At 69.3% G+C, this 16,209-nt stretch carries 14 protein-coding genes, 2 tRNA genes and 2 pseudogenes; 6 read left to right on the top strand and 12 right to left on the bottom strand.

Features of this window, described 5'->3' with window-relative positions; all coding sequences use genetic code 11:
• Window positions 1-6 precede the first annotated feature (6 nt).
• Entirely contained in the window at window positions 7-369 is a 363-nt protein-coding gene (locus IPL89_16330) for a cyclic nucleotide-binding domain-containing protein (protein MBK9064737.1), read from the top strand.
• Here IPL89_16330 and IPL89_16335 read toward each other — a convergent pair.
• The 3 genes from IPL89_16335 to IPL89_16345 form a co-directional block, all read right to left on the bottom strand.
• Complete coding sequence (locus IPL89_16335; GenBank protein MBK9064738.1) at window positions 366-1,571, bottom strand: glycosyltransferase; 1,206 nt, start codon at window positions 1,569-1,571, stop codon at window positions 366-368. The two genes, IPL89_16330 and IPL89_16335, sit on opposite strands and share 4 nt — an antisense overlap.
• 7 nt (window positions 1,572-1,578) lie before the next feature.
• On the bottom strand, window positions 1,579-2,358 hold the full coding sequence (locus tag IPL89_16340; GenBank protein ID MBK9064739.1) for a phosphotransferase: 780 nt from the start codon (window positions 2,356-2,358) through the stop codon (window positions 1,579-1,581).
• 72 nt (window positions 2,359-2,430) lie between these two features.
• A complete protein-coding gene (locus tag IPL89_16345) occupies window positions 2,431-3,741 on the bottom strand; it encodes a glycoside hydrolase family 1 protein (GenBank protein MBK9064740.1) in 1,311 nt (436 codons plus the stop codon).
• A gap of 37 nt (window positions 3,742-3,778) precedes the next feature.
• Between IPL89_16345 and IPL89_16350 the strand changes: the two genes are divergently transcribed.
• Genes IPL89_16350 through IPL89_16360 form a run of 3 tightly spaced genes read left to right on the top strand, consistent with a single transcriptional unit; the run spans window position 3,779 to window position 6,506 of the window.
• Window positions 3,779-5,326 carry a Ppx/GppA family phosphatase gene (locus IPL89_16350; GenBank protein MBK9064741.1) on the top strand — a complete coding sequence of 516 codons (1,548 nt, stop codon included), beginning with the start codon at window positions 3,779-3,781 and terminating at the stop codon, window positions 5,324-5,326.
• A gap of 8 nt (window positions 5,327-5,334) precedes the next feature.
• Window positions 5,335-5,865 carry a hypothetical protein gene (locus tag IPL89_16355; protein MBK9064742.1) on the top strand — a complete coding sequence of 177 codons (531 nt, stop codon included), beginning with the start codon at window positions 5,335-5,337 and terminating at the stop codon, window positions 5,863-5,865.
• A complete protein-coding gene (locus IPL89_16360) occupies window positions 5,862-6,506 on the top strand; it encodes a hypothetical protein (GenBank protein MBK9064743.1) in 645 nt (214 codons plus the stop codon). The genes IPL89_16355 and IPL89_16360 overlap by 4 nt, the downstream gene beginning before the upstream one ends.
• Window positions 6,507-6,515: 9 nt before the next feature.
• Here the strand turns inward: IPL89_16360 and IPL89_16365 are convergent, their stop codons facing one another.
• From IPL89_16365 to IPL89_16375, 3 genes are all read right to left on the bottom strand, one after another.
• On the bottom strand, window positions 6,516-6,977 hold the full coding sequence (locus IPL89_16365) for a hypothetical protein (GenBank protein MBK9064744.1): 462 nt from the start codon (window positions 6,975-6,977) through the stop codon (window positions 6,516-6,518).
• An 88-nt stretch (window positions 6,978-7,065) separates the two neighbouring features.
• Window positions 7,066-7,878 (bottom strand): hypothetical protein, encoded by an 813-nt coding sequence (locus IPL89_16370; GenBank protein MBK9064745.1) that lies wholly within the window; start codon window positions 7,876-7,878, stop codon window positions 7,066-7,068.
• 90 nt (window positions 7,879-7,968) lie between these two features.
• Window positions 7,969-10,095 (bottom strand): M3 family metallopeptidase, encoded by a 2,127-nt coding sequence (locus IPL89_16375; GenBank protein MBK9064746.1) that lies wholly within the window; start codon window positions 10,093-10,095, stop codon window positions 7,969-7,971.
• A 118-nt stretch (window positions 10,096-10,213) separates the two neighbouring features.
• On the opposite strand from IPL89_16375, the gene IPL89_16380 reads away from it, so the two are divergent.
• Window positions 10,214-10,687, top strand: coding sequence for a thioredoxin family protein (locus IPL89_16380; GenBank protein MBK9064747.1), 474 nt, complete (start codon window positions 10,214-10,216; stop codon window positions 10,685-10,687).
• A 64-nt stretch (window positions 10,688-10,751) separates the two neighbouring features.
• Here IPL89_16380 and IPL89_16385 read toward each other — a convergent pair whose 3' ends face one another.
• The 6 genes and pseudogenes from IPL89_16385 to IPL89_16410 form a co-directional block, all read right to left on the bottom strand.
• Window positions 10,752-10,955, bottom strand: a complete 204-nt coding sequence (locus IPL89_16385) for a dodecin domain-containing protein (GenBank protein ID MBK9064748.1) — start codon at window positions 10,953-10,955, stop codon at window positions 10,752-10,754.
• A gap of 519 nt (window positions 10,956-11,474) precedes the next feature.
• Window positions 11,475-12,344 (bottom strand): annotated as a pseudogene (locus tag IPL89_16390) (Virginiamycin B lyase).
• Between the two features lie 230 nt (window positions 12,345-12,574).
• Window positions 12,575-12,651 (bottom strand) — tRNA-Glu (locus IPL89_16395).
• Between the two features lie 41 nt (window positions 12,652-12,692).
• Window positions 12,693-13,013: a hypothetical protein gene (locus IPL89_16400; GenBank protein MBK9064749.1), complete on the bottom strand. Its 321-nt coding sequence runs from the start codon at window positions 13,011-13,013 to the stop codon at window positions 12,693-12,695.
• Between the two features lie 110 nt (window positions 13,014-13,123).
• Window positions 13,124-13,200 (bottom strand) — tRNA-Lys (locus tag IPL89_16405).
• Between the two features lie 46 nt (window positions 13,201-13,246).
• Window positions 13,247-14,581 carry an adenylosuccinate synthase gene (locus IPL89_16410; GenBank protein MBK9064750.1) on the bottom strand — a complete coding sequence of 445 codons (1,335 nt, stop codon included), beginning with the start codon at window positions 14,579-14,581 and terminating at the stop codon, window positions 13,247-13,249.
• Window positions 14,582-14,688: 107 nt separating this feature from the next.
• Here IPL89_16410 and hutH point away from each other — a divergent pair.
• A pseudogene (hutH, locus tag IPL89_16415) lies at window positions 14,689-16,207 on the top strand (histidine ammonia-lyase).
• The last annotated feature ends 2 nt before the right edge of the window (window positions 16,208-16,209 follow it).

Genomic DNA, 16,209 nt, shown 5'->3' on the forward strand with positions numbered 1-16,209 from the left:
GCGGCGATGAGCGAGACGATCGACCTGTTCCGCAACGCGGAGGAAACCGAAACGCATCCGGCCGGCCACGTGATTTTTGAGGAGGGAGACCCCGGGCACGCGATGTACGCGGTGCAGGCCGGCGAGGTCGACCTCGTCGTGCACGGCAACGTCGTCGAGACGGTCGGGGCCGGCGGGATCTTCGGCGAGATGTCGCTTCTGCTCGAGGGACACCGCCGCAGCGCCACGGCGGTCGCGAAGACCGACTGCCGGTTGGCTCCCGTGACGGAGCGGCGGTTCAACTTCCTCGTTCAACAGACCCCGATGTTCGCTCTCCAGGTCATGCGGATCATCGCGGGGCGCCTGATGCGGATGGACGCGCGGCTCTAAACAGCCCGGGAGGGCAGGAGGAGCGTCCCGGGGCCGAGTCGCGCCCGGTGGCCCTGCCAGTCGACCTCTTTCGAGAGGTATGGCGCGACCTGCGTGAAGAGCTGGAGGACGTCCTTGACCGGCAGGAGCAGGAGCTGCCCGGCGGAGTGATCCGCGTGCGTCGCCTGTGCAAGGGCGAAGCCCTGCAGGAGGCGGAGAAGGAGGAGGGCGCCTGCGAGGAGAGCCGCGGGGGTGAGGGCTCGCGGGGCGAGAAGGGCGGCGGCCGCGCAGGCGAGGAGGGCGATCGGGAACGGGTTCAGCAGGAGCTCGCCCGTGTACGTGAGCTTCGAGAAGGCGAAGCGGATCTTGCCCCAGCGCACCTGGCGCGCAAGGGCGCGTTCGAGGGGCCGGTGCGTCGTGACGTTCCGGACGACGACCGGGCTGAGAGCGACCTTCAGCCCCGCATCGCGCACGGCGCAGCCGATCGCCTGGTCCTCGGCGAGGACGTCGACGAACGCCGCGAAGCCGCCGATGGCGTCGAGGGCGCGGCGGGAGAGCGCCATCGACTTGCCGACGACGCACGGCACGCCGCCGAACTCGGCGATGACCGCGCCCGGCAGGACGAACGTCAGGAGGTGCAGGCTTTCGACGACCGCGCCGAACGAGCGGGCCTCCGACCCCGTGAAGAGGCTCGAAACGCAGCCGACCTCCGGGTCGTCGAACGCCGCGGCGATCCTCGCGACGTCGCCGGGATGGACGCGGACGTTGGAATCCGACACGAGGAGGATCTCGCCGCGGGCCTCGCGCGAGGCGGCGACGAGGCGGTCGACCTTGGGGTTCGCGAGGGCGACGCCCGTCCCGCCGCCGACGACGAGGCGGAAGGCCGTCGCCGGGAAGCGCCGGATGACCTTGCGCGCGACCGCCACGGCGGGGTCGTCCGCGCGGGCCGCCGACAAGATCACTTCGTACGAGACGCCCGTCAGCGAGGCGAACGACGCGAGGTTCTGTTCGAGGCCGTCGTCAAGCCCGCACAGCGGCTTGAGAACCGAGACCCGGGGCGTCGCCGTGGAACCGTCCGGCCGGAAAGCGCTCGCGGCCCGCTCCCGCGGGCCCGGCGCGAAAGGGCGCTTTCTCCCGAGAAAACGCAGGACGAGGCCGGTCTGGAACGTCGTCATGAGGCCGCCCGCGGCGGCGAGGACGAGGAGGGCGAGCGTGAGCGTCATGGCGTCCTCACGCGGCCGCCGGGTGAATGAAGCCGGGAATCACGGTGCAGGGTTCGAGGGGCTGGGTCTCACTCGGAGTGCGTACGGCCTTCGGTGCCGGAGCGAGGAGGCGGGTCACCCCGAGGCCGAGGCCCGAGCGCAGCGTCGCGACGACGGCTTCGGGAGTCTTCTCGCACTGCATGAGCGTCTTCCAGGCCCAGAGGTGGGGCGTGTCGTGGAAGTCGCTGTTCCCGAGGTACGGGAGGCGCGCGCGGGAGACCTGCGGGAAGAGGTCCCAGCGGCAGGCGAGCTCCCAGAGGTCGACGAGCTCGGCGACCTCCTTGCGGCGGTTCCAGAGGTAGTACGTGTTCGCGAACCAGTCCGACTGCTCGTTCGGGTGGCAGGCCACGGTGATCGCGCCGGCCTCCCGCGCCCGCGTGAGCATCTCCTCGACGGGCCCGTCGGCGGAGACGAAGCGGTCGAGGTTCAGGGCGAGGGCGTGGGCCGAACGCCTGCCCGTGAGCGCGTTGCGCGTGAGCTCGACGCCGGGGAGGACGACCATGCGGTACTCGTCCCAGGCCCTTTTCGTCTCGCGTTCGATCTCGGCCCGGTACGCGTCCCAGTTGTCCTTCGTGATCGAGAGCCTGCAGGAGTGGGCGATCTTTCCGAGAAGGGAGTCCTCGTTGACGACGTGGTCCGTGATGGCGATGGCGTCGTGGCCCGTGCGTCCGAACGCGTCGACGATCTCCGGGATGGCGAGCCGCCCGTCCGACCAGGTGGAGTGGATGTGGAAGTCGGCCAGGAGCATGAGGTGGCCCTCCTGCCCGCGGAAGATGGGGCCCGGAGGTGCGGGGCGAGTGAATCGCCCGTTTGGCTCCTGTTAAATGTGCACTGGTTTCTGTGCATGCTCCTTCGGCAAGCCCTGTTCGAGGAACGCCTTGCCGGTTTCCCGGAAAACGGCCACCGAGGGCCGGGGCCGGCGCTCCAGCGTCTCGCGGTCGACAGCATAGAGGCCGAACTTCGGGCCGTAGCCGTCCAGCCACTCGAAGTTGTCGACGAGCGACCAGTGGAGGTATCCCGCGACCCTCACGCCCGCACGCTCGGCCTCGAGGAGCGCCGCGACGTGGTCCCGGAGAAACCCTGGTCGCCGGGCGTCGTCGCCGTCCGCGAGGCCGTTCTCCGTCACGAGGACGGGCAGGCCGAGCGCGCCGGCCTCGGCGAGAAGCGGCCCGAAGGATTCGGGCGAGATCTCCCAGCCGTTGTCGGTCAGGCCGCGCGCGCGCGGGTCGCGGTAGGCGAACCGCGAGAGGACGCGCGTCGGCGCGGGGCACTCCACGTGGAGGCGCGAGTAGTAGTTGACGCCGACGAAGTCGAGCGATCCCCGAAGCGACGGGAGGCGGCCGTGGAGGCGCGTGAAGGGCGGGATCCAGAGGTCCCACGTCCCCGTCCGGAACGCCTCCAGGAAGGACCTGTTGTAGAGGCGGCGCGCGTGGGCGGCGAGGAGCCGGTCGAGAATCCACCTCGGACGCGACGGGACGAAGTCCATCATGTTGTGCGCGAGGCCGACCGCGGCGCCGGAGTCGACGTCCTTCAGCACGGCTGCCGCCGCCGCGTGCGCCGCGTAGAGGTTTCCGAGGGCCAGCCCGGCCGCGCGGCCGTCCGCGAGCCCCGGCGGAATCTGCCCGTCGAGGAACCCGCCGAGCAGCAGGACGAGCGGCTCGTTGAGCGTGACCCAGATCCGGACCCGGGGTGCGAGCGCCTCGGCGACGCGCCGGGCGAAGCGCGCAAAGGCCTCGACCGCGGCGGGAGACGTCCACGGCGTCTCCGCGTGGAACCACGCGGGATGCGTGTAGTGATGCAGCGTGACGATGGGTTCGAGGCCGCGGGCAAGGAGCCGTTCCACGAAGCGGCCGTACCGCGCGAGTGCGGCGGCGTCGTACGTTCCGCGCGAGGGCTCGACGCGGCTCCACGAGACCGAGAACCGGAACGCGTTCGCGCCGGCGTCCGCCGCGAGGTCGGCGTCCTCCTCGTAGCGCTCCCACGAGCCCGCCGCGCGGCCGCAGGGGCCGCCCTTCGTCCGGGCCGCGGCCTCCCAAGCCGTCCAGTCGCAGGAATCCCCGCCCTCGACCTGGTAATGCGAGACGGCCACGCCCCAGAGGCGCGGCCGGTCCTTCGGCGGGAACACACGCATCTTCAAACGGAGATTACAGAAGCTGCGATAAGGTTCCGTGAAGATGGCGTCCGGCAAGGTTCTCGCGGCGATCGACGTCGGGTCGAACTCGATCAAGCTTCTCGTCGCGCGGCGCGACCCGGAGGACCCGGGCCACGCCTTCGAGGTTTTGCGCGAAAAGGAGATGGTCCGGCTCGGACAGCAGACGCTCGCTGAGGGCGCGCTTTCCGAGGAGGCCATGGAGGACGGACTCGACTGCCTGGCGCGGTACGCGGCGCTCGCGCGCGCGGCGGGCGCCGAGTCGATCACGGCCGTGGCCACGTGCGCGGTCCGCGAGGCCGCGAACGGCGGCGAGTTCGTCCGGCGCGTGCGGCGCGAGACGGGCGTTCGCCTCGCCGTGATCTCCGGAGAGGAGGAAGCGCGGCTCATCACGCGCGCCGTGCGGGCGGACCTGCCGCCGTCCTGCGATCCGCTGCTCGTCCTCGACATCGGCGGCGGCTCGACGGAGGTGGTCGTCGCGACGGGGGAGAAGGTCCTTCTCGCCGAAAGCCTCGACCTCGGCGCCGTGCGCCTGACGGACCTCCACGTCTCGTCGGACCCGCTCTCGCCGCGCGACGAGAAGGCGCTGCGCAAGACCGTCCGCTCCCGGCTGAAGCGGCTGGAGAAGCCGGTCGCGAAGGCGAAAATCAAGACGGCGGTCGGGACGTCCGGCACGATTCTCGCGGTGGCCGAGATCGCGGCCCGATTGAACGGCCGCGAGGGCGCGGGCGCCGGCCATATGTCGCTCTCGCGGCGCGACCTGAAGAAGGTCGTCGACCTCCTCGTCTCCTCGACGCTCAAGCAGAAGGCGCGCATCGCGGGGCTGGACGCGGACCGCGCCGACATCGTGACGGCGGGGGCGATCCTCCTCCAGGAGCTTTTTCGCTCGTTCGGGATCGAGACGCTCCTCGCGTCCGAGCGCTCGCTCCGCGACGCGCTCGTCCTCGAGTCGCCGCAGCCCGCCCGCCGGCGCCCGGGCGAGAGGAACGTCCGGAGGGAATCCGTCCGGCGCCTCGCGTCGCGCTCCGGTGCGCCGCCGCGCCACGCCGAGCGCGTGCGCGACCTCGCCCTCGCCCTCTTCGACCAGACCCACGCGCTCCACCAGCTGACGGCCCTCGAGCGCGAATGGCTCGAGCACGCGGCTCTCCTGCACGACCTCGGGCTCTCGGTCGCCTACGCGCGTCACCACCACCACTCGCACTACCTCATCCGCCACGGCGACCTCAAGGGCTTCACGCAGGACGAGGTCGAGGTGATCGCCCTCGTCGCCCGCTACCACCGCAAGGCGCCGCCGGACCCGTCGCACGAGGCGTTCCGGTCGCTCGACCCGTGGAAGAAGCCCGTCGTCGAGAAGCTCTCCGCGCTGCTCCGGGTCGCCGACGCGCTCGACCGCACGCACCGCGGCCTCGTGACGCGCGCCCGCGTCGTGCTGCGCGGCAAGAAGGCCCACCTCACGCTCGGAGCGCGTTCCGCGTGCGACCTCGAGCTGTGGGCGCTCAAGAAGAAGGGCAAGCTCTTCGAGAGGGTTTTCGGGACGAAGCTCGCCGCGCGGGTGGTTGTCGGATAATCGGCGGGATGTTCCTGCCCCAGGCCACGGTGCTCCTCTTCGCGGCCGCCGCGGCGGTGACGGTTACGCCGACACCCACGCCGACGGAGACGCCGAAGCCGCGCTCGCTCGCGGACGTCGCGCGCGAGCGCAAGCTCGTGCCGCCCAAGGGAGCGGGGGAGGCCCCCGCGTCCGTGGCGCAGGGTCCGCTGCGCGTCGAGGAGATGCAGGACAACGGAGCCGTCGCGGACGGGTTCCTCTCGGTCTATGGCCGGGTGCGCAACACCGGCCGCACGCCCGCGTGCCGCGTGCGCCTGTTCCTCCGCATGTTCGACGAGAAGGGGCTGCTTCTCTCGAAGGGCGAGACGACGACGGACCTCAAGGTCGTCCCCGTCGGCGACGCCGTGCCGTTCGGGGCGCGCCTGAAGGTGCCCCCGGGCGTGCGCGGCTCGCAGGAGCGGGCTCCCGACGTCCTCGCCGAGGGCCCCGCCCGGACGAACTCGCAGCGCGTCGCGCGCGTCGAGGGAGAAGTGCTGGATTTCTCGGAGGAATGCCGGTGAGCGTTCTCGCGCTCGGACTCGTCCTCCTGCAGGCCGCGGCGGCGACTCCGTCCCCCGCGCCCACGCCCACGCCCTCGCCGCGCCCGTCGGTCGCGGGACCGCGCACGCTCCAGGACGTCGCGCGCGAGCGAAAGCTCGCGGGTGCGCAGAAGGGCAAGGGCTCGCTCGTGACGATCAGCGGCGGTCCGTCCACGGAAACGCCCGCGCCCGCGGGCACTCCCGAAGCCGGGGCCGCGCCCTCCGCCACGCCCGAGGCCGAGGCGTCCACGGCGAGCGTGCGCGTCACGGAGGTCCGGAACGACGGCGTCGTCGACACGACGGGCGGCGTGCGCGTGAACGGGACAGTCCGGAACGGAGGGATCAAGGCGGCGTGCAACGTCGTCATCACGGTCCGGATCATGGACAACAAGGGCATCTACCTCGCGAGCGGACAGGCCGGGCCGGATACGGCCGTGATCCCGCCGGGAGCGGTCGTCAGCTTTCACACGATCGTCCAGGCGCCGCCCGGGGTGCGCGGCGCGCGGGTGGACCCGGACCGCCGGGACGTCACGGACGGGTCGACCACGATGGCCGGGGACTGGAAGCTTCTCGGCGGGACCGAGGCGACCGTGGCGAGCGCGTCCGAGGACTGCGGGCGCTGATCGCGGGGTTCAGCGCGCCGGCGGCTTGCCCTTCGCGAGCGCCTTCTTCGCCTTGATGTAGCTGCTCGAGATCGTCAGCGTCGCGCCGCGCGTGTTCGGGTTGCGGCTGAAGAGGGCCTCGGTCGCTTCCGGGCCGATCGCCTTGTTCTTCCAGAGGAAGTCCTCGATGAACTTGTTGGGCTGCTCGGGCCGGCCCCAGCCGTCGTTGAGGTCCTTGAGGATCCTGTCGGCGGACGCGGGCGAGATCTCGATGTGGACGTCGGAAAAACGGTTGTTCCAGAAGAGGTAGACGATCCGGTCGACGGGCGCGTCGCTCCACGTGAGGTTGTCGTGCTCGAGGCGGCAGAACTTCTGCTCCGCCTGCTCGTCGAGGACCTCCATCTCCTTGGGCGGCTGGTCGCCCCACTTCATGTCGCGGAAGCCCGGCTTCATCCCGCCGCTCGCGCCCGCGCCCTTGCCGAAGAGAGCCATCCCCTGTTCGCCTCCGGTGTGCAGAGGATAACTCCGGGAGGTGGAGGGGTGGCGGAACTCTTCGGCCACCCCCTTCCGGACCGCCTCGTCAGAACGGAGTCGCGAGCTGGTAGGTTCCGTCGTTCGACGTGTTGTCGACCTCGACGGCGTAGCAGACGGCGTTCTGGCCGGCCGTGACGTAGATCCCGCCGTTCGTCAGCGAGCCGGCGTACGAGTACTGACTCCAGCCGAAAGGCGCCAGGGTGAACGTGACCGGGTTGCCGACCGCGAAGTTGCTGGCGTCGAAGGCCTGAAAAGAGATCGTCTGGGAATTTCCGGAGTTGCTCGCACAGCCCACGTTGGTGCGGCGGGACGAGTTCACCGAGACGCCGACGACGTAGCCGGGACGGCTCGGCGTGATGGCCCCGAGATCGTCCGCGAACTGGACCGCCGTGGTGTAACGCCCGTTGACCGTGTCGACGTAGACCTGGGAATTGACGACGAACCGGAGGCTCGTGTTGCCGCTGTCCAGGTCGATCGCCCCGCCTCCGGTGTACCCGAACACGTCGGCCAGGAAGTTGCCGGACGTGACCGTCTCGCCGGGGTGGACCGTGATGAACGCGTGGGCGATCTCACCCGTGGTGTCGCTCAGCCCCGCGCGGATCTGGTAGGTCGCGTTCACGGCGTTGAAAATACTGACCTTCGTTTTGTAATAGGCGCCGAACTGTCCGTTCACGTTCGCCGACGTCGGCAGGAGAAGATGAGACACGGCTCCCACGGCGTTCGGGCGCGGCGCCGCCTCGGCGACACGCGCGGCCGGGCGATCGTCGACGCCGAGCGGCCGCCGGGGCCAGTCCGCCGGCTGGTCACAGAGTGCCGCCAGTGCCATGAACGCGGGCGCCAGAAAAACGAGTTTTCGCATGAAGGCTCCTTCGTTGTAACGAACGTGAAGGGGCCTTGAGGCCCCTTGTCGAGGGGCCTGATGCAAGATCGCGTCCAGAGAAGAAAGTGGTTACGGCTTCGGCTCCGCAAGCCCCCGCTTGACGAGGAGCGGCTCGACGGCCGGCTCCCGCCCGCGGAAGCGCTTGTAGAGGGTCATCGCGTCCTCGGTCCCTCCCTTTTCGAGGATGTTCTTCCGGAACGACGTCGCCGTCGCCTTGTCGAAGATCCCCTTCTCGCGGAACAGCTCGTAGGCGTCGGCAACCAGGACGTCGCTCCAGATGTAGCTGTAGTAGCCGGCCGAGTACCCGCCGCCGGGACCGAAGATGTGCTGGAAGTAAGGGCTCCGATACCGAACGACGATCTCGGGGATCAGGCCGATCTTGCCGAGAGAGGCCTTTTCGAACGCGGCCGCGTCCATCTCCTTCGGCTCGGGCAGGGTGTGCCAGTCCATGTCCAGATAGGACGCCGAGAGGTATTCCGTCGTCCGGAACCCTTCGCCGTACGTCCCGGCTTTCTCGATCTTCTGGACGAGCGCGAGCGGGATCGTCTCGCCGGTCTTCCAGTGCTTCGCGTAGACCTTCAGGACCTCGGGCTCGAGCGCCCAGCTCTCCATGATCTGCGACGGCAGCTCGACGAAGTCGCGCGAGGTGCGGCCCATGGACCGGTAGGTGACGCGCGACACGAAGCCGTTCACCGCGTGGCCGAACTCGTGGAAGAGCGTCCGGACCTCCTCGAGGGAGAGGAGGGCGGGGGCGTCGCCCGCGGGGCGTGTGAAGTTCGTGACGTTCGTGACGATCGGGCGGACGTCCTTCCCGTTCTTGACCCACGTCGAGCGGATCCGGCCGCACCAGGCGCCGCTCCGCTTGCCGGGACGCGGGTAGTAGTCGACCGTGTAGAGGGCGAGGAACGAGCCGTCGGCGTCCTTGACCTCGAAGACGCGGACGTCGGGGTGGTACTTCGGCACGTCGGTCCGTTCCGTGAAGGTGAGGCCGTAGAGCCGGTTCGCCGCGTAGAAGACGCCATCGCGCACGCGGTCAATGGGGAAGTAGGGGCGGAGCGCCTGGTCGTCGAGGTCGAAGCGCGCCTTCCGGACCTTTTCCGAGTAGTAGCGCCAGTCCCACGCTTCGAGCGCGAAGTCCTTTCCGTCGGCCTTGATCGCGGCCTGGAGATCGGCCCGCTCGCGCTTTGCCATCGCGAGGGAGGGCGTCCAGACCCGGTCGAGGAGTCCGTACACCCCGGCCGGCGTCTTCGCCATGTTCTCCTCAAGGACGAAGTCGGCGTGCGTCTTGAAGCCGAGGAGGCGGGCGCGCTCGGAGCGGAGGGCGGCGATCCGGGAGAGGGTGGCCTTGTTGTCGAGGACGTCGCCGTGGTCGCCGCGCGAGGTGTAGCCGTCGAGGATCTTCTTCCGGAGGTCCCGGTTCTCGGCGAACGTCAGGAAGGGGAGGATCGAGGGGGCCTGCGGCGTGAACGCCCACTTGCCCTCGAGCTTCGCGGCTTTCGCGGCGTCGGCCGCCGCCGAGACGAGGGCCGGGGGCAGGCCGGCGAGGTCCTCCTTCCGGTCGATCACGAGCTTGAAGCCGTTCGTCTCCTTTAGAAGGTTGTCGGCGAACTTCAGGCCCAGGACCGACAGCTCCTGGTTGATCTCGCGGAAGCGCTTCTTCTGCCCGGGCGCGAGGTTCGCGCCGCCGCGGACGAAGTCCTTGTAGTGGTCGTCGAGGAGCTTCTTCTGCTCGACGGTGAGCGTCAGCTTCTCGCGCGCCTCCCAGACCGCCTTGACGCGCGCGAAGAGCTTCTCGTTCAGGAGCACGTCGTCGCGGAGGGCGGAGAGCTTCGGCGAGATCTCCTTGTTGATCGCCTGGAGCGCGTCGTTCGTCTCGGCGCCCGTCAGCGTGAAGAAGACGTCGTTCACCTTCGCAAGGGCGAGCCCGCCGTTCTCCAGCGCCTCCAGCGTATTTGCGAACGTGGGCGCCGCGGGGTTCGAGGCGATGGCCTCGACCTCTTTCTTCCGCTCGGCGATCCCGGCCTCGAAGGCCGGCTTGTAGTGCTCGGCCTTGATCCGCTCGAACGGCGGCATCCCGAAGGGCGTCGTCCACTCCTCGAAGAACGGGTTCGAGACGGGCGGGGCCTGCGCGGCGGCGGGGACGGCAACGAGCAGAACGATCAGGGCGACGGCGAGGCGGGAAATTGCGAGCGGCATGGGCGCCAGCCCTCCTTCATTCGGACAATCGACCTACGTTAGCGCCTTCGCGCCGCTCGCGCGCCTGATGCAGATGAAGGGGGAGGGACGAATCGGCCTCTTGTAGGCTCGGAGGTACATGTTCCGTGGACGGACGGTCGCCGCGGCCCTTCTCGTAATTGCGGCGACGGGTGCCGCCTCGGGCCCGCCGGGCGTCCGGTTCCGGACGCTCGCGGAAGGCACAGACGAGGCGCGAAAAACTGGGAAGCCGGCCCTCTACTTCTTCACGGCCGAGTGGTGCGGGCCCTGCCACGACCTGAAGAAGAACGTGTTCGACGTCGGGACGTTCGCCCGGCTCATCGAGGAAAAATACGTCCCGATCGAGGTCGTGGACCGCAGGCGCGAGGACGGCGCGAACGCCCCCGACGTGGAGGCGCTCCGCGTCCGGATGGGCGTGACGGGCTTCCCGACGCTGGCGATCCAGCGGGTCGACGGCAACGCGGCGGTACGACTCGTCGGCTTTGCTTCCCGCGAGTCGTCGCTCAACTTCCTCCGCGACGGGGACCGCCGGCTCCGGGAGGCCGAGGATAGGGAGCGGCGGGCTAAGAAGTAGCGCCGCCGGGGAGAAGGAGACAGGTGGGGCCCCCCAGAAGCGGTGGCGCGCCGCTTGCGCGGTCCTAGTCCTTCAGCACGAACGTCACGCGCATCGTGACCCGATATTCAGTGATCTTTCCCTTCTCTACTTTGACCTTCTGCTCGGCAATCCAGGCGCCGCGGACGTTATTGAGCGTCTTGTGGGCGCGCTTGATGCCGGTGGCGATGGCGTCCTCGAAGCTCTTGGGCGAAGAGGCGACGATCTCGGTCACTTTCGCGACGGACATAGCGGACCTCCTTTGGAGCGCGGAGAGATTTGTTGCGACCATGCGAAGGCAGAGTCGTGTCCGAACCTTATGCCGCCCCGCGCCGGAGCACCTGATGCAGTTGCATCCGGCGCCGGACCCGAGGCCGCGAAGATCCACCTACTTGAAGTACCCGTTCACGTCGAGGACGACGTCGACCGTCCCGGTGCTGTCGTTCTGAATCGTGACCGATTGAGAGCCATCCAGCGACAGGGCCACCAAGAGGTTGTTGGCCCGCGTCCTTCCCGCGTAGAAGTTGAGGACGCTCGTCGGCGGCACCGGCTGGTCGGACGCCCAAGCACGAAGGTCCCCCGGTGCTGAAGGCGAAACGACCGTGATGTTCCCCGAGATGACGAGGGCGTCGGACGGGATGCCGCAGACGCCGGCGAGCGGGAAGTCGCGTGCCGTGATCGGATCGAGTGTGGGTCCCCCAAGAGGGCCGGCCGCAAGGCGCGTGTCAAGAGCGCGGCAGGGAGGCAGGGTGTAAGAAAGCCCCAGAGAGATCCGTCCGATCTTGTCGCCGAGTAACTCCGCGAACCACAGTTCGCCGTCGGGTCCGATGCAGATGCCCTCGGGGACGCTGTTGTCGGTCGGAAGAGGGAACTCGGTGATGACGCCCGAGGTCGTGATGCGCCCGACCTTCGAGGGGCTGGCGTTTATTGTGAACCAGAGGGCGCCGTCGGGACCGAGGCAGATGCCGAAGGGGCTGCCGCCGGCCGGAAGCGGGTACTCCGTGATGTCGCCGGCAGGCGTGATGCGCCCGATCTTGCCCCTTGAGTTTTCCGTAAACCACAGGGCGCCGTCGGGACCGGCGGCAATGCAGAAAGCCCTCCGGCCGATCGGGAACTCCGTGACGACCCCGTCCGTTGTAATCCGTCCGATCTTGTCGCCGAACATCTCCGTGAACCAGAGGTTGCCGTCGGGGCCGGAGGCGATCATCCAAGCCCAGCTGCCGGTCGGCAGCGTGAACTCCGTGATGGTACCGGCAGGCGTTATGCGGCCGATCTTGTCCGCCTGCCTCTCTGTGAACCAGAGCGCACTGTCGGGACCGAGGCAGATGCCGAGGGGGACGCTGCTGGCCGTCGGGAGCGGAAATTCCGTGATTTCGCCGGCAGGAGTTATGCGGCCGATCTTGTTGGCGGCGGATTCGGTGAACCAGAGGTTGCCGTCGGGACCGGCGGCGATTCCGAAAGGGTAGCTGTCGGGCGTCGGAATCGGGAACTCCGTGGCCACGCCATCCCTTGTGATCCGTCCGATGTTGTTGAGGCCGACTTCGTTGAAATAGGCGTTCTCGGTGAACCAGAAATTGCCGTCGGCGCCGGCGGCGATCGAAAAGGGCCGGCTGCGCGCCAGCAGAGGGAACTCGGTGATCGTGACGGCGGCCGCGGCCCGAGGAACGAGGAGCGCCGTCGCCAGCGTGGCTGCCGCCAGAGAGAATGACCGCCCGACCCAGCTCATGAGGCCCCCGCGTTCTGCTCCGCGACCTGTCGAAGGGAGAGTCGTGGTCAAACCTTATGCCGAGCCATGCCGGGGCACCTGATGCAATTGCATTCGGCGCAAGTCCGCGAGGCCGCTCTCGGTTGGCAGGTGAGTGAGTTAGGTGGTACCCCCAGAGGGATTCGAACCCTCGATCTCCACCTTGAAAGGGTGGCGTCCTGGGCCGCTAGACGATGGGGGCACCCGAGGAACGGCGGATTCTAGCGGCTTTTCGGTCCGGCGTCAGTCGGGCTCGACGAACGCCTGCTCGAACCGGCGAATGATGTCGTCGACGCTCGGCTCTGCTTTCGCGGCGTTGCGCGAGAAGACCCCCGAAATCTTCTTCAGGACCGAGCCTTCGCTCTTGGGCTTCTCGAACTGCGCCTCCTTGAGGCCCTGGTGCACCTCGCGCACGACGCGCGGATGCGGCTCGTGGTCGCTTCGGACCGAGTGCTTGAGGAGCTCGGCATTGGAAATCCTCGGGCTCTTGGCCGTCCGCAGGACTTCGAAGGCCTCGGCCGAGGCTCGTAGACGGAGACTCCGTTTCGCCGGTGAAATGACCATGGCTTGTCCTCCGGGGGCAGAACGGGGTTCTTCGGACAGGTTCGACGCGAATGTTACGACACAGACGCGCATTTCGGATCAAGACGGGAACAAAGACGCGCGAAAGAAAATGGTGAGCCGTCTGGGACTCGAACCCAGGACCCCATCCTTAAAAGGGATGTGCTCTAACCAACTGAGCTAACGGCCCACGCGGCGCAGTGTACTCGACGCCCGGAGGCGGGCGAAACCCATTCTCAAACGCCAGGGGTGACCGGCACGTTCGCGAGCCAGGCGTCCAGGATCGTCCCACCGCGGATGATCGTCTCCTCGCGTTTCGGGCCGGTCGAGAGGATCACGACCTTCGCGCCGACGATCTCCTCGAGCGCCGTGACGTACTCGCGGGCCCGGGCCGGGAGGGCCCCCCAGCTTTCGATGCCGACGGTGGACGTCTTCCAGCCCGGGAACGACCGGTAGACGGGCTGCGCCTGCTCGTAGTGGTCGGAGCGCGCCGGGATCTCGCTCACGGCCTTGCCGCCGATCGTGTAGCCCGTCGCGATGCGGATCTCGTCGTGGTCGTCGAGGACGTCCATCTTCGTGAGGGCGATGCCGTCGAGGCCGCACACGCGGACCGAGGTCCTGGCGACGACCGCGTCGAACCAGCCCACGCGCCGCGGGCGGCCCGTGACGGTGCCGAACTCGTTCCCGCGCGTGCGGATCCGCTCGCCGACGTCGTCGAAGAGCTCGGACGGGAAGGGACCGGAGCCGACGCGCGTCGTGTAGGCCTTCATGACGCCGACGACGGCGCCGAGCGCCGACGGAGGGATCCCGAGGCCCGTGCAGGCGCCGCCCGCCGCGCACGAGGAGGACGTCACGAACGGGTACGTGCCGTGGTCGACGTCGAGCATGACGCCCTGAGCGCCCTCGCAGAGGAGCTTCTTGCCGGAGGCGAGCTGCGCGTTCAGCCAGGCGCTCGTGTCCGTGACGTGGCGCGCGAGCTTCTTGCCGCACTCCACGTACGTGTCGAGCGTCTCCTCGATCGGGGCGGGCTCGACGCCGTAGAAGTGCGAGAGGACCGCGTCGTGGTGGGTGAGGACGGGCCGGGCCAGCGCGCGGAAACGGTCGGGATCGACGAGGTCCGCGATGCGCAGGCCGGTGCGGTTCGCCTTCGTCTCGTACGCGGGGCCGATGCCGCGCGACGTCGTGCCGATGTTCGCGCCGCCGAGCGCCTTCTCGCGCGCGCCGTCGAGGAGGGCGTGCGTCGGCAGGATGACGTGCGCGCGGTCCGAGATCAGCAGGTTCTCCTCGATGCGGACGCCGGCGGCGCGCAGGCTGTCCATCTCGGAGATCATCGCGCGCGGGTCGATCACGAGGCCGTTGCCGACGACGTTCATGACGCCGGGTCGGCAGATGCCGGACGGGATGAGGCGGAGCGCGAAGTGCTTCTCGCCGAACTTGACGGTGTGGCCGGCGTTGTGGCCGCCCTGGTAGCGGGCGACGAGGTCGAACGACGGCGAGATGAGGTCGACGACCTTGCCCTTGCCCTCGTCTCCCCACTGGCCGCCGATGATGGCGAGGGCGGAGCCCTTGATGTGTGTCACTTGCGGATTCTACCGGAGGAAAGGAGAGAAGAAAGATTTCTTAGAAGGGTCAGAGGGGCGGGGGGCGCAGCGCGCCGGTGCGAGAATGCGGCATCGTGATTCGACGCATTGAACTGGACGGGGATTCTCTTTCACTCGAAGAACTCTCTCTCGTTTCCCGCGGCGAAGCCGCGGCGGCGCTCGCGCCGCGCGCTGCGGCGCGCGTGGACGCCGCCCGCGCCGTCATCGACGAGGCCGTGGCGGAGGACCGGGTCGTCTACGGCGTCACGACGGGCTTCGGCAAGTTCGCCGACGTCGTCATCCCGCACGCGAAGCTCGGAGAGCTGCAGCTCAACCTCGTGCGGAGCCACGCGGCGGGCACTGGCCCCGCCCTCGCGGCCCCGGCCGTCCGCGCCCTCATGCTCCTGCGCGCGAACTGCCTCGCGAAGGGCTACTCGGGGATCCGGCGCAAGACGCTCGAGCTCGTCCTCGCGTGCCTCGAGGCGGGCGTCCACCCGGTCGTGCCCGAGCAGGGGTCCGTCGGCGCGTCCGGCGATCTCGCGCCGCTCGCGCACCTCGCCCTCGCCTTCGTCGGGGAAGGCGAGGCCGAGTTCCACGGCCGCCGGATGCCGTCCGCCGACGCGCTGCGGGAGGCGAACCTCGCGCCGGCGGTCCTCGAAGCTAAGGAAGGCCTCGCTCTCATCAACGGGACGCAGCTCACGACGGCGATCGGCGCGCTCGCTCTCGCGCGCCTGCTCGACCTCCTCAAGGCGATCGACCTCGTCGGAGCGCTCACGCTCGACGTCCTGAAAGGGGACGGACAAGGCGTTCGACGCGCGCATCCACGCGGCGCGGCCGCATCCCGGCCAGGTCGCGTCCGCCGCGAACCTCCGAAAGCTCCTCGCGAACTCGCCGCTCCGGGAGAGCCACCGCGACTGCGGCGTCGTGCAGGACGCCTACACGCTGCGCTGCATGCCGCAGGTGCACGGTGCCGGGCGCGACGCGGCGGCCCATGCCCGCCGCGTCATCGAGATCGAGATGAACGCCGCGACGGACAACCCGATGGTCTTCGCCGAAGAGGGCGAGCTCGTGTCGGGAGGGAACTTCCACGCGGCGCCCGTCGCACTCGTCTGCGACCTCCTCGCGGCCGCGGCGGCCGACCTCGCGTCGATCTCCGAGCGGCGTGTCGAGCGGCTGGTCAACCCGTCGCTTTCGGGCGACCTTCCGGCGTTCCTCGTGAGGGACGGCGGCTTGAACTCGGGCCTCATGATGATCCACGTGACCGCCGCGGCCCTCGTCTCCGAGGCGAAGGCGAACTCGTTCCCGGCGTCGGTCGATTCGATCCCGACGTCGGCCGGCAAGGAAGACCACGTGTCGATGGGCCCGATCGCCGCGCGCAAATTCGCGCGCAACGTGGACCTCCTCGAGACCGTCCTCGCGATCGAGCTCCTCGCCGCGGGGCAGGCGCTGGACCTCCGGCGCCCGCTCGCCTCATCGGCGCCGCTCGAGGACCTGCACCGGCGCCTGCGCGCGCGCGTGCCGTTCTGGGACAAGGACCGCGCGGCCGCCCCGGCGGTCGAGGGCGCCCGCGCCGTGCTGACCGGCGACCTCGGGCCGATCCTCTCGACGCTCGGCTGAGC

It is taken from the genome of Acidobacteriota bacterium, assembly GCA_016716715.1.
In the GTDB taxonomy this organism is placed as follows: Bacteria; Acidobacteriota; Thermoanaerobaculia; order UBA5066; family UBA5066; genus Fen-183.